The sequence below is a fragment of the Pseudomonas sp. SA233 genome, assembly GCF_054792385.1.
The window spans coordinates 3,388,741-3,401,387 of the sequence record NZ_CP096449.1; the positions used below are offsets into that span (position 1 = coordinate 3,388,741).

Here is a 12,647-nt window from a genome sequence, read left to right on the forward strand (position 1 = left end):
ACTGCCTCTACCAGTCTTGACTCGCTGTAGGAGCAGCCTTGTGCTGCGAAGGGGCCGGGCCTGACAATGCATCTCTGTCAGCTTGAAACCGGACCACACCCGCATGTCCCTCAAAGCCCTGCGCACCCTGGTGACCATCGCCCGCCACGGCACCTTCGCCCGTGCCGCCGACCTGCTCAGCCTCACCCCTTCGGCGGTAAGCCTGCACATCAAGACCCTCGAAGACGAACTGCAGGTGACCTTGTTCGACCGCAGCCGCAGGCAGGTGTCGCTGACCGAAGCCGGCCAGTTGGCGGTGGCCCGCGCCGAGACCATCCTGGCTAGCTATGACGAACTGGCCGACGCCCTGGCCAGCGGCCCGAGCCTGCGCGGCCGCCTGCGCCTGGGGGCGATCCACACGGTGCTGGCGCGGCGCCTGCCCAAGGCGCTGGTATGGATCAAGGCGCACCATCCGCAGTTGCATGTCAGCGTGGCCTCCGGCATGTCAGCGGAACTGGCACGGCGGGTGGAAGACGGCGAGCTCGATGCGGCGATCACCACCGAGCCGGTCAGCCCCTACCCGCAAAGCCTGGACTTCACGCCGTTGTTCGAAGACCGCTTCTGGGCGATCGCCAGCCCCGACCTGGCCGGGCTAAGCGTGCCGCAGTTGCTGGCCAGCCAGCCGTTCCTGCGCTTCGACAAGCGTGCCTGGGCCGGGCGGCAGATCGAGCAGGAGCTGCGCCGCCAGCATCTGCAGGTGAGCGAGCAGATGGAGCTGGACAGCCAGGAAGCGCTGGCGCGCATGGCGGTGATGGGCCTGGGCGTGGCCATCATCCCCATGGCCGATGACGACCTGCAACGCTTGCCACCGGCTACCTGCCTGCCATTTGGCGAACCGCAGCTGACCCGGCGCGTGGTGTTGCTGGAGCATGAGAAGAGCCAGCGGCGGCATTTGAGCGCGGTGCTGAAGACTGCGCTGGAGGCGTGAAGGTTCGCAGGGCCTTGTAGGAGCGGCCTTGTGTCGCGAAAGGGCCGCAAAGCGGCCCCGGCAATTTTGCGGCGATGCCGATATCCTGAGGGCGCTTCGCACCCCTTTCGCGACACAAGGCCGCTCCTACAAGAGCAAGTGTCGACTTCAACCATGCATTTTTCCTCAATGGTCAGTGCAGAAAACAACGTTTTTACAGATCGATCCGCACCAGTAGTCTGTGCCCCGTACCCGACCACGGAACGTCGATCATGCTCCACCTGCTGCTGACTACCCTGCTGCCGATCATCCTGCTGATTGCCCTGGGCACTTTCCTGCGCCTGCGCGGCTTTCTCGCCGATAACTTCTGGCCCGGCGCCGAGCGCCTGAGCTATTACGTACTGCTGCCGTCGCTGTTCCTCCATGGCCTGGCCACCGCCAACCTCGATGGCGTACCGGTGCTGGGCATGGTTGGCGTGCTGATGCTCTCGACCCTGGCCGGGGCCGTGCTGCTGGTGCTGTACCAGGGCGCCATGAACCACGACGGTGCCGACTTCACCTCGGTGTTCCAGGGCGGCATCCGCTTCAACAACTACATCGGCGCCACCCTTGCAGCGGGTATCTACGGCAGCGCCGGCATCGCCCTGGCAGCGGTGGCCAACGCCGCCATCGTGCCCCTGGTCAACCTGCTTTGTGTGCTGGTATTCGCCCGCTTCAGCGCCCGCCATAGCTCACCGGCCACGGTGTTGCGGGCCATCTTCGCCAACCCCTTGATCGTCGGTTGCGCCGGTGGGTTGCTGCTGCGCGCCAGCGGGCTGGGCTTGCCAGCGGGTATCGAACCCACGGTCAAGGCCCTGGGCCAGGCCGCCCTGCCGCTGGGCCTGCTGTGCGTCGGCGCAGCCCTGGGTGGTGCCCGCCTGGGCCAGCAGGTGCGCCCGCTGATGGCGGCGTCGGCATTCAAGTTCCTGGTCATGCCGCTGACCACCTGGGGCTTGTGCCGCCTGCTTGGCCTGGGTGGCCAGGCAGCGGTGGTGGCGGTGCTGTTCCAGGCACTGCCGACCGCGTCATCTTCCTATGTGATGGCCCGGCAAATGGGCGGTAACGCACCGCTGATGGCCACCATCATCGCCCTGCAGACCGTGTTGGCCGCCGCCACCCTGCCTTTGGTGCTGATGCTTGCGCTTGGCTAGACTGTGAACCAGCCCACAGTTCGGGAGCTTGCATCATGCGCCTTTCGTGGATGGTGATCGGCCTGGTTTCGGCCCTGCTCGCAGGCCCCTTGCACGCGGCCGACCCGGCCAAGGCTGCCGTCGCCGAGGACAAGGCCGAGGTGCTCGAGGAAAAAGTGGTGAATGACACACCACCCCCGAAAAAGGCCGAGACCCTCACACCCGGCGAAGCGCAGGCAGTGGACCCGGCCGGCCAGGCGCCGCTGGATGACAGCATCACCTGCCTGGCCCGCACCATTTACTGGGAAGCCAAGGGTGCCGACGCCGAAGACATGGCCGCCGTGGCCAACGTCGTGCTCAACCGCCTGGGCCACGATGGCTTCCCGGATACCATCTGCGGCGTGGTCAAGCAGGGGGTGGAAAGCAAGGCCTGCCAGTTCTCCTGGTGGTGCGACGGGCGCCCGGACCAGGTCGAAGAAGCGCAACGCTACGACATTGCCAAGGAGATTGCGCGCAAGGCGCTCAACCAGCAATTGAAAGACCGCACCGGGGGTGCCTTGTACTTCCATGACCGCAATGTGCACCCGGACTGGGCCAAAGCCTACCGCCGGACGGCGCAGACCAGGCATTTTCTGTTCTACAAACCGAACCAGGCGGTGGCGCGCTGATAGACGCCGGGCGCCAGCAAACCGGCAGACAGGCGTGGTTCGATAGGAATGATTACCAACTATTCGCACTTTTCAGATGAACAGTGGTCTACTCCCTCTTTTGCCGCCAGCAACGAATGTTGGCGTTCTCATTGCTTTACACGAGCCCGGGCCAAAAGCCCCGGGCTTGTGTAGGATGAGCAGCGCGAACCCCGACGCTGCCAGTCATAGGGAGATCCACATGCGCGTCCTGTCATCCGTTGCCGCCTTGTCGCTGGGCCTGCTCGTCTCGGCCGGGGCCATGGCTGCCACCGGCGAAGAAGCGCAACTGATCGATTCGATCAATGTCTACCGCAGCAAGGCCCAGCCCTGCGGTGGCGAAGCGTCGTTGGAACTGCCGCCGCTCAACAGCGATACCCGCCTGGCGCTGTCGCCAGAGGGTACCCGCGACCTGCAGCAGGCCATGACCCGCGCCGCCTACCCGATGGTCAACGTGCAGGCCATCAGCCTGTCGGGGCCACGTGATGCGCGCGCTGCCATGCATGCCATCGAAGAGAGCTTCTGCCAGGTGGTGCTGGACCCGCAGTTCGTCGATATCGGCGTCAGCCAGGAAGGCCGCGACTGGCGCATCGTGCTTGCCCGGCCGCTGCTCAGTGGCCGCCTGGGCGACTGGCAGGCCGAGGGGCAGAAGGTGCTGCAGGAGATCAACGCCGCGCGCAAGGTGCCGCGCCAATGCGGTGGCCAGCCCTTCGCCGCCGCCCCCGCACTGAGCTGGAGCACGGTGCTGGCCGGGGTTGCCGCCAACCACACCCGGGCCATGGCCAACCAGAACTTCTTCGACCACATCGACAAGGATGGCCGCACCCCCGGTGACCGGGCAGAGTTGGCCGGCTACCTGTACCAGCAGATCGGCGAAAACATCGCCGCCGGGCGTGACACCGCGCGTAAGGTGGTCGATGGCTGGCTGGATAGCCCGGGGCATTGCGCGACGCTGATGAACCCGGACTTCCGCGAGCTGGGCGCTGCGTATGCAGTGGACCCGAAGAGTGATGCGGGGATTTACTGGACAGGGTTGTTCGGGACGCCGCAGTAGGCCGGCTCCCACAGGACTGCACATGGCTCATTGAATCAGCAGGGACCCTGTGGGAGCGGCTTTAGCCGCGAACACCGGCGCAGCCGGTGCCATGCACCGCGGTGGCTTCTTCGCGGGTAAACCCGCTCCCACAGGGTACGTGGACCGCTTGTGAATTCAGTTCTCTACGTGACAGCGCAGCTCAAGGGCCGTGCATCCAAACCGTCGCCGCACGCACTTGCCCAGGTAACTGGCATCGCCCAGGCCCACTTCATCGGCAATCTGCGCCAGGCTGTGGCTGGAATTGAGCAGGCGCCAACGCGCCTGTTGCAGGCGCATCTCCAGCCACCAGGCCTTGGCGCTCATGCCATGGCTGGCGTGAAACTGCCGGTCCAGCTGGCGCCGGCTGATGCCCAGCTCAGCCGCCAGCTGCTCCGCGGTCAACGGCGTACCCAGGTGATGACGCATCAATGCCTGCGCGCGCTGCACCTGCCGCCCCTGCCCGGCCCCCAGCTCCAACGAGCGCAAGGCATGGCGGCTGTCACGGGTTTCATCCACCAGCATGTCGGCCAGGCCCTTCAGCGCCCTGGCCCTCCCGCAGGCGCGTGACAACAGCGCGACGGCCAGGTCGATGGCCGCGGTGCCGCCGGCGCAGGTGATGCGGCTACCGTCGATGCAATACAGCTGCTCACTCAGTACCTGCAAATGCGGGAAGGCTGCACGGAATTCGGCTTCGTGGCGCCAGTGCACCACTACCTTGTGCCCCTGCAGCAACCCGCAGGCAGCCAACAGGAAAGCACCGTTGTCGACCGCTACCAGCTTGACGCCGGCCTTGCCAGCCTGCCTCAGCAAGGCCCGGTAGCGAGGCGCCAGCGCGGCAGTGGCCAGCGCGTTGCGCCCGCCGAACACCACCAGGTAGTCGAAACTGGCCAGCTCGAGCTGGCCAGCGACGGCCTCGACCTGCACCACCGCGCCACTGCTCGAAGGCACCGGGTCGAGTGTCAGCCCTGCCACGGTCCAGCTGCAGTAGCGCTGCTGGCTGTAGTCCTCGTCGTCGGCGCTGAAACGCAACTTGTCGAGAAAGGCGCCGAACGGCAGCAGGGCAAAATCCGGTAACGGCAAGATCAGCAAGCGGATGTCGGGCTGCATTGGCTTCGCGTCCAGAAACGACCATTCAATGTCCGGATCATACCCTTGCCAGACAAGATCGGCGCCATAGACTGGCGCCCTCTCCATCAACAAGGCATTCCCCACCATGGCACTCGACACCTGGCTCATCTACCTGCTGGCGAGCATCGGCCTGTCGCTGACCCCAGGCCCCAACAGCCTGCTGGCCCTGACCCACGGTGCCCTGTATGGCGCACGCCGGACGTTGTTCACCATCATCGGCGGGGTGTTTGGCTTCAGCGCCCTGATTGCCTTGGCCATGTTCGGCCTCAGCGCATTGCTGCAGGCCTCGGCCTCGGTGCTGAGCGTGCTCAAGTGGGTGGGTGGCGCTTATCTGGTCTGGCTGGGTATCCAGCTGTGGCGCAGCCCGGGCCTGCACCTGGAACTGACCGCGCAAAGTGCGCGGCTGGGCAATGCCGGCCTGTTCCGCCAGGGCCTGCTGTCGGCCATGGCCAACCCCAAGGTGCTGCTGTTCTACGGCGCTTTCCTGCCGCAGTTCATCGACCCGCAGCGTGGGTTGCTGCTGCAGTTCGTGGTGATGGCGGCGACCTTTGCCAGTGTCGAGTTCCTGGTCGAATACCTGTTGGCACGCCTGGCGTTTCGCATCCGGCCATGGCTGGCCAAGGGCGGCAAGGGCTTCAACCGCTGCTGCGGCAGCCTGTTTGCCTTGATTGGTGTGGCGTTGCCGCTTGGGCGGTAGCACTATGCAAAGGCTGTCGCGTTCGTACAGGGATCGCGACAACCTGCGGGCTCGCATTCAACCCCGGCGTGCTTTGGTCAGGAAGATGATCAAGGCCACGCCCGGCAACCCCGCCCCCACCAGCGCCACACCGTGCCAGCCGAACTGGCTGAACACCGCGCTGGCCACAGCCGAACCCAGCGCCCCACCCAGGAAGATGCTGGTCATGTACACCGCGTTCAGCCGCCCGCGGCTGGCCGGGTCCAGCGCGTACACTTCACGCTGGCCGATGACCATGTTCATCTGCACCGCAAAATCCAGCAGCACGCCAGTCAGCCCCAGGCCGATCACGCTGTAGCCCGGCAAGGTCAGCCCCAGCAACAGTGCCGCCGGCGCCAGAAACAACGCCAGCAGCGAACCGGCCCGGGCATGCCCGGCATCGGCCAGGCGGCCGGCCATGGGTGCGGCGACGGCGCCTACCGCGCCCACCAGGGCGAATACTGCGATCTGGCTCTGCGACAGGCCATGCTCGGTTGCCAGGGCCATCGGCACCGCCGTCCAGTACAGGCTGAACGCCGCGAACATCAACGCCTGGTACAGCGAGCGCTGGCGCAGCAAGGGATAACGGCGCAGCAGCGTGAGCAGCGACAGCATCAGCCCGGCATAGCTGGCCTTGTGCTCGGGCACCCGCCGCGGCAAGGTCAGGGCCAGCAGCAGGATGATCGCCAGCATCACCCCGGCAGCGCCAATGAACACCGCCCGCCAGCCGAAGTAGTCGGCCACCAGGCTGGACAACGGCCGCGCCAGCAGGATACCCAGCAGCAGGCCGCCCATGATGTTGCCGACCACCCGCCCACGCTGCTGCTCCGGCGCCAGGTGCGCCGCCAGCGGAATGAGCATCTGCACCGCCACGGAACTGAAACCGATCAGCAGTGCATAGCCGAGGAACAGCTGGCCCTGGCCGCTGCTGCTGGTGCCCGCCAGCAGCAGGCTGACGCAGGCCAGCACGGCGGTAGCCACCATCAAGCGGCGGTTTTCCAACAGGTCGGCCAGCGGTACCAGCAACAGCAGGCCCAAGGCATAGCCAAGCTGCGTGAGCGAAACGATGAGGCTGGCATGCTCGGTGGACAGCCCCAAATCCGGGGCGATCAGGCCAACGATGGGCTGGGCATAGTAGATATTGGCGACGATCGCGCCGCAGCAGAACGCCAGCAGGGCGACCAGGGCCCGGCTGAGGCCGGTGGCGGCAGGCTGCGCGGCGGCAAGGGAGGGATTCATGCGAGTGTCCTCGGCGATAGCTGGAATATGTCGGCCACCTTACCCAGACGCACTCCTGACGAGAATCCAGCGCTGGCGCAACAGGGCTTTGCGCACTGCGCAACACTAGGTGCTGCGCTGCAACAGGTTTTCGCAAAAGTCGATAAAGGCATTCACCCGCCGTGAACCACGATGATTGGGCAGATACAAGGCGTTGATGCTGTCATTGGCAGCGCCGGGGCTGGCCTGCCAATCGGGGAACAGCCGCTGCAGGCGCCCGGCCGCCACATCCTCACGCACCAGCCAGTCGGCCAGCAGCGCGATGCCGCTGCCCGCCAGTGCGGTTTCGCGCAGCATGTCGGCATTGGCACTACGCAACGGCCCGCTCACGTCCAGTTCCAGACTGTCCTGCCCACGGGCCAGGCGCCAGGGGCGGCCTTTCTGCCCGTAGCGAAAGCGCAGGCAGGCGTGCTCGAGCAGCTGCCGCGGATGCTCCAGCGCGTCACGCCCGGCCAGGTAGCCCGGGCTGGCCACCAGCCAACGCTGGAAGCGACCCAGCTGGCGGCATACCAGCTCGTCATTGGGCGAGGGGTCGCCCAGGCGGATCGACAGGTCATAGCGCCCGTCAAGCAGGTCATCCAGGCGGTCGCTGAGGTCGATGTCCAGCTCCAGAGCCGGATGTTGCGCCAGGAACGGCCCCAGGTGCGGGGCGATGACCCGCCTGCCGAACTCCACCGGCAAGCACAGGCGCAATACACCGACAGGCTCCTCGCCCCGGTCGGCGACACTGGCATCGGCCTCGTCCAGGGCCTCGAAAATACCCCGCGCGCGCTCGTAATAACGGGCGCCGGCCTCGGTCAGGCTGACCTGGCGCGTGGAGCGGTTGAGCAAGGTGGCGCCCAACGCCGCTTCCAGGGCATCGACCAGGCGCGTCACCGACGATGTCGCCAGCCCAAGCTGGCGTGCGGCGGCAGAAAAGCCTTGGGCATCGACGGTGGCCACGAACATTTTCATCGCCAGGAGTTTGTCCATTTGTTGCCCGTCTTCCAAATCCCGGAAAGTTCTTACAAACAGCCGGGCTGGTCAAGAAGCGCGGCGCACGGCAATTGCGTCCATAGTGGAACTACCCCCTTCCAAGCGAGGTTTTCCATGATCCCGACCAACCTGCTGACTGCCCTGCCCCCTTGCGACCCCACCAGCTCCGAACGGGTCGATCAACTGCTCAGCCGCCCGGGTGTGCGTGTGGAGCGTATCGTTTCCAGCGGCCAGGCCAGCCCGCCCGGTTTCTGGTACGACCAGGCCGAAGGCGAATGGATCGTGCTGCTCAGTGGCGCCGCCGGCCTGCGCTTCGAGCACGAGAGCCATACCCGCCTGCTGGCGCCGGGCGATTGCCTGGACATCCCGCCGCATTACCGCCACCGCGTGGAATGGACCGCCCCCGGCACCGCCACCATCTGGCTCGCGGTGTTCTACAGCAGCGGCGCACCGTGGCCAACATGAAACGGTGGCCGCCTGTAGGAGCAGCCTTGTGCTGCGAAGGGGCCAGTCCTGCCGACACACCCGCTGCACTCGTAGCGGCCTCTTCGCAGCACAAGGCTGCTCCTACACAGAGCACACCGCCGACCTTCACACTCAAACAAAGCCTGAGTGCCCGTTACATGAATCAGCACGAACACCTCATAAGATGCAATTTTAAGCGCATGATCTAGACTTTTAGCCACACCTTGCAGAGTTCAACCCTGCGACAATCCGCCCCACAAAATTATGTACCAACTTGTTAATTAGCAAGCTAAGAGATTACACTGCGCGCATTCCACCTGCTGAGATCCCTGGCATGAAAGAAACACCGCGCGCCTCTGGCGCCACAAACATCATCCTGGTCGGCCTGGGCGTGATCATCGCCCTGCTCGGCCTCCTCCTGGCTGCGGGCGGCGTCAAGCTGGCCGGCCTGGGAGGTTCCTGGTACTTCCTGATCGGCGGCCTGGCCATGGCCATCGCCGGCGTTCTCATCGCTCGCCGCAAGCCGGCTGGCGCCTGGCTGTACGCGGCGTTCCTGGTCGGCACTGCCATCTGGGCGCTGATCGACGCAGGCCTGGTGTTCTGGCCGCTGTTCTCGCGCCTGTTCATGTTCGGCGCAATCGGCATGGTGGTGGCACTGGTCTACCCGCTGCTGGCCCGTGCCAATGGCACCAGCGCCGGCCGCGGTGCCTATGGCGTTGCCGGGGTGTTGGCCGTGCTGCTGGTGATCGCCGCCGGCAACATGTTCGTCGCCCACCCAAGCGTCGCCCCCACCGGTAAAGGCCCGGGCATGACCCCGGTCGAGGCCGGCAAGGCGCAGAAGGACTGGGCTCACTACGGCAACACCGAAGGTGGCAGCCGCTTCGCCGCGCTGGACCAGATCAACCGCGACAACGTCAACAAGCTGAAAGTGGCCTGGACCTACCGCACCGGTGACGTGGCGCTCAGCGACGGCAACGGCGCCGAAGACCAGCTGACCCCGCTGCAGGTCGGCAACAAGGTGTTCATCTGCACCCCGCACAACAACCTGATCGCCCTTGATGCCGACACCGGCAAAGAGCTGTGGAAGAACGCGATCAACGCCCAGTCCAAGGTCTGGCAGCGTTGCCGTGGCATGGCCTACTTCGACGCCACTGCCGCCATCGCCCAGCCGACCCAGCCGAACAGCTCGCCAATCACCGCGGCCAGCGTACCGGCCGGTGCCAACTGCCAGCGTCGCCTGCTGACCAATACCATCGATGGCCGCCTGATTGCCGTCGACGCCGACACCGGCGAGTTCTGCCAGGGCTTCGGCAACAACGGCCAGGTCGACCTCAAGGCCGGCCTGGGCGATGTACCGGACTCCTACTACCAGCTGTCCTCGGCCCCACTGATGGCCGGCACCACCGTGGTGGTCGGCGGCCGCGTCGCCGACAACGTCCAGACCGACATGCCAGGCGGCGTGATCCGTGGTTTCGACGTGATCACGGGTGAAATGCGCTGGGCCTTCGACCCCGGCAACCCGGAAGATCGCCAGGCGCCGCAGGGCGACAGCACCTATGTGCGCAGCACCCCCAACAGCTGGGCCCCGATGTCCTACGATCCGGCGATGAATACCGTGTTCCTGCCGATGGGCTCGTCGTCCACCGACATCTACGGTGTCGAACGCAGCAAGCTGGACCACACCTATGGCGCTTCGGTACTGGCGCTGGACGCCACCACCGGCAACCAGAAGTGGGTGTTCCAGACCGTGCACAACGACCTGTGGGACTTCGACCTGCCGATGCAGCCGAGCCTGATCGATTTCACCAAGGACGACGGCCAGTCGGTACCTGCAGTGGTAATCGGCACCAAGGCCGGGCAGATCTACGTGCTCGACCGCGCCACCGGCAAGCCGCTGACCCAGGTCGACGAAGTACCGGTCAAGCCAAGCAACATCCCCAATGAGCCGTACTCGCCAACCCAGCCGAAGTCGGTGGGCATGCCGCAGATCGGCGCGCAGACCCTGACCGAATCGGACATGTGGGGCGCAACCCCGTACGACCAGCTGCTGTGCCGCATCGACTTCAAGAAAATGCGCTACGACGGCCTGTACACCGCGCCGGGCACCGACCTGTCGCTGAGCTTCCCGGGTTCGCTGGGCGGCATGAACTGGGGCAGCATTTCCACCGACCCGGTACATGGTTTCATCTTCGTCAACGACATGCGCCTGGGCCTGTGGATCCAGATGATCCCGTCGCAGAACAAGGGCGGTGCCGCTTCCGGTGGCGAAGCGCTGAACACCGGCATGGGTGCAGTACCGCTCAAGGGCACCCCGTATGCAGTGAACAAGAACCGCTTCCTGTCGGTGGCCGGCATTCCGTGCCAGGCGCCGCCATTCGGCACCCTGACCGCCATCGACATGAAGACCCGCAAGGTGGCGTGGCAGGTACCTGTGGGTACGGTCGAGGACACCGGCCCGCTCGGCATCCGCATGCACTTGCCGATCAAGATCGGCCTGCCGACCCTCGGCGGCACCCTGTCCACCCAGGGCGGCCTGGTGTTCATCGCCGGCACCCAGGACTTCTACCTGCGCGCCTACGACAGCAGCAACGGCAACGAAATCTGGAAGGCTCGCCTGCCAGTGGGCAGCCAGGGCGGCCCGATGACCTACGTTTCGCCGAAAACCGGCAAGCAGTACGTGGTGGTCACGGCTGGCGGTGCGCGCCAGTCGACTGACCGTGGCGACTACGTGATTTCTTACGCCTTGCCGTAACACCGCGTCGCCCCCTTCGCGGGTAAACCCGCTCCCACAGGAACTGCACAGTTTGCAAGGGCAGTGAAAATCCTGTGGGAGCGGGTTCACCCGCGAAGAGGTCTTAGAAGACAACCCGAGATTCAGCAATGCCATCCGCAATTCGCATCACCCCCACCCTATTGCTGGCCCTCGCCAGCAGCACCGCCCTGGCCGACGGCGACCTGATGACCCGCAGCACCCTGACCGGTGACTGGGGCGGCCTGCGTCACCAGCTGGAAGAAGACGGCGTCAGGTTCACCGGCGACTACAGCGGCGAAACCGCCTACAACGCCCACGGTGGCCTGCACCGCTCGGCGCGCTACTCGCAAAACCTGAAACTGGGCGTGCAGTTCGACCTGTCGAAACTGTATGGCCTGGACAACGGCGGCAAGGTCCAGCTGACCATCAACGACCGCCGCGGCAACAGCGCCTCGGAAGACCTGGTGGGCAACCGCCTGCCGATCCAGGAAAACTTCGGTGGCCTGTACACCCGCCTGACCGAGCTGAGCTACGAGCGTACCCTGTTCACCCCGGCGCTCAACGTCAAGCTCGGCTACATGGCCATGGGCAACGACCTCGGCGGCCTGGACAGTGGCATCCTGTGCAACTTCATGAACGCCGGCTTCTGCGGTCACCCGCTGAACATGTCTGGCGGCAGTGGCTGGACCAATTACCCCAATGCCCACCTGGGCGTACGGGTGAAGTACGACCTGTCGCCATCCTGGCAACTGCGTGTGGCGGCGTTCAACGTCGACCCGGAAAGCAATGGCAATTCAAGCCGCGCCTGGCACCTGGGCCCCAAGCACACCACCGGCACCGTGGTACCGGTAGAGCTGGTCTACAAGCTGCAGGGCGAGCTGCCTGGCGAGTACAAACTGGGCTACTACTACGACAGCTCCGACGTGAAGCGCATCGGCAGCGACGAGGAAGTGTCCGGCCGTGGCGGCCACTACCTGCTGATCGACCAGGCGGTGTGGAACGACCAGGGCTTGCCGGGCCGCAGCCTGCATGCCTTCGGCCAGTACTCGGCGTCGAGCAAGGCCGCATCGCCATTCACCAAGTGGTATGGCGCCGGCGTGGTGCTGTACAAGCCGTTCGCAGGCCGCCCGAAGGATACCGTGGCGCTGGGCTATGGCCGTGCCGTGCCCAACCCGCGTAGCCGCGACGTGCTGGAAGATGCCGCGTTCGATGCCGGGCAGCAGTTCCCCGATATCGACAGCGCCGAGCAGCTGGTCGAGCTGAGCTATGGCTACCAGGCCACACCGTGGCTGAACCTGCGCCCGGATGTGCAGTACATCATCGAGCCGGGCGCGTTCTCCGGGAAGGACATCGACAACGCGCTGGTAGTTGGCCTGCAGGTCAAGGCTACCTTCTGAATACCCGGGGCCGCGCTGCGGCCCATTCGCGGGTGAACCCGCTCCCACAGGTACTGCACAG

At 65.5% G+C, this 12,647-nt stretch carries 11 protein-coding genes; 8 read left to right on the plus strand and 3 right to left on the minus strand.

The features are described 5' to 3' along the window. Positions 1-103 precede the first annotated feature (103 nt). From M1D87_RS15645 to M1D87_RS15660, 4 genes are all read left to right on the plus strand, one after another. Complete coding sequence (locus M1D87_RS15645) at positions 104-967, plus strand: LysR family transcriptional regulator (protein WP_038409756.1); 864 nt, start codon at positions 104-106, stop codon at positions 965-967. 251 nt (positions 968-1,218) lie between these two features. Then, entirely contained in the window at positions 1,219-2,136 is a 918-nt protein-coding gene (locus M1D87_RS15650; RefSeq protein WP_013972955.1) for an AEC family transporter, read from the plus strand. Between the two features lie 35 nt (positions 2,137-2,171). After that, positions 2,172-2,783, plus strand: a complete 612-nt coding sequence (locus M1D87_RS15655; RefSeq protein ID WP_039614203.1) for a cell wall hydrolase — start codon at positions 2,172-2,174, stop codon at positions 2,781-2,783. Positions 2,784-3,003: 220 nt separating this feature from the next. Beyond that, entirely contained in the window at positions 3,004-3,855 is an 852-nt protein-coding gene (locus tag M1D87_RS15660; RefSeq protein ID WP_061551610.1) for a CAP domain-containing protein, read from the plus strand. 156 nt (positions 3,856-4,011) lie between these two features. On the opposite strand, the gene M1D87_RS15665 is transcribed toward M1D87_RS15660, so the two are convergent. Beyond that, positions 4,012-4,983 carry a GlxA family transcriptional regulator gene (locus tag M1D87_RS15665; RefSeq protein WP_038409758.1) on the minus strand — a complete coding sequence of 324 codons (972 nt, stop codon included), beginning with the start codon at positions 4,981-4,983 and terminating at the stop codon, positions 4,012-4,014. Positions 4,984-5,089: 106 nt separating this feature from the next. On the opposite strand from M1D87_RS15665, the gene M1D87_RS15670 reads away from it, so the two are divergent. Beyond that, complete coding sequence (locus tag M1D87_RS15670; protein ID WP_004376275.1) at positions 5,090-5,701, plus strand: LysE family translocator; 612 nt, start codon at positions 5,090-5,092, stop codon at positions 5,699-5,701. 57 nt (positions 5,702-5,758) lie between these two features. Here M1D87_RS15670 and M1D87_RS15675 read toward each other — a convergent pair whose 3' ends face one another. Both M1D87_RS15675 and M1D87_RS15680 read right to left on the minus strand, forming a co-directional pair. Beyond that, positions 5,759-6,958, minus strand: a complete 1,200-nt coding sequence (locus M1D87_RS15675; protein ID WP_123084839.1) for an MFS transporter — start codon at positions 6,956-6,958, stop codon at positions 5,759-5,761. A gap of 105 nt (positions 6,959-7,063) precedes the next feature. Further along, positions 7,064-7,969, minus strand: coding sequence for a LysR family transcriptional regulator (locus M1D87_RS15680; protein ID WP_039614199.1), 906 nt, complete (start codon positions 7,967-7,969; stop codon positions 7,064-7,066). Positions 7,970-8,086: 117 nt separating this feature from the next. Here M1D87_RS15680 and M1D87_RS15685 point away from each other — a divergent pair, with 117 nt between their 5' ends. The 3 genes from M1D87_RS15685 (at position 8,087) to M1D87_RS15695 (ending at position 12,586) form a co-directional block, all read left to right on the plus strand. Further along, positions 8,087-8,437: a cupin domain-containing protein gene (locus M1D87_RS15685; RefSeq protein WP_061551615.1), complete on the plus strand. Its 351-nt coding sequence runs from the start codon at positions 8,087-8,089 to the stop codon at positions 8,435-8,437. A gap of 334 nt (positions 8,438-8,771) precedes the next feature. Further along, positions 8,772-11,189 (plus strand): glucose/quinate/shikimate family membrane-bound PQQ-dependent dehydrogenase, encoded by a 2,418-nt coding sequence (locus M1D87_RS15690; protein WP_123084840.1) that lies wholly within the window; start codon positions 8,772-8,774, stop codon positions 11,187-11,189. Positions 11,190-11,317: 128 nt separating this feature from the next. After that, the gene (locus tag M1D87_RS15695) at positions 11,318-12,586 is read left to right on the plus strand and encodes a carbohydrate porin (protein WP_123084841.1); all 1,269 of its coding nucleotides are present in this window, start codon (positions 11,318-11,320) and stop codon (positions 12,584-12,586) included. Positions 12,587-12,647: the final 61 nt, after the last annotated feature.

Excerpts from the sequence above, each read along its gene's own strand:
- M1D87_RS15645 (WP_038409756.1), top strand. The coding sequence starts at position 104 with ATGTCCCTCAAAGCCCTGCGCACCCTGGTGACCATCGCCCGCCACGGC.
- M1D87_RS15650 (WP_013972955.1), top strand. The coding sequence starts at position 1,219 with ATGCTCCACCTGCTGCTGACTACCCTGCTGCCGATCATCCTGCTGATT.
- M1D87_RS15655 (WP_039614203.1), top strand. The coding sequence starts at position 2,172 with ATGCGCCTTTCGTGGATGGTGATCGGCCTGGTTTCGGCCCTGCTCGCA.
- M1D87_RS15660 (WP_061551610.1), top strand. The coding sequence starts at position 3,004 with ATGCGCGTCCTGTCATCCGTTGCCGCCTTGTCGCTGGGCCTGCTCGTC.
- M1D87_RS15665 (WP_038409758.1), bottom strand. The coding sequence starts at position 4,983 with ATGCAGCCCGACATCCGCTTGCTGATCTTGCCGTTACCGGATTTTGCC.
- M1D87_RS15670 (WP_004376275.1), top strand. The coding sequence starts at position 5,090 with ATGGCACTCGACACCTGGCTCATCTACCTGCTGGCGAGCATCGGCCTG.
- M1D87_RS15675 (WP_123084839.1), bottom strand. The coding sequence starts at position 6,958 with ATGAATCCCTCCCTTGCCGCCGCGCAGCCTGCCGCCACCGGCCTCAGC.
- M1D87_RS15680 (WP_039614199.1), bottom strand. The coding sequence starts at position 7,969 with ATGGACAAACTCCTGGCGATGAAAATGTTCGTGGCCACCGTCGATGCC.
- M1D87_RS15685 (WP_061551615.1), top strand. The coding sequence starts at position 8,087 with ATGATCCCGACCAACCTGCTGACTGCCCTGCCCCCTTGCGACCCCACC.
- M1D87_RS15690 (WP_123084840.1), top strand. The coding sequence starts at position 8,772 with ATGAAAGAAACACCGCGCGCCTCTGGCGCCACAAACATCATCCTGGTC.
- M1D87_RS15695 (WP_123084841.1), top strand. The coding sequence starts at position 11,318 with ATGCCATCCGCAATTCGCATCACCCCCACCCTATTGCTGGCCCTCGCC.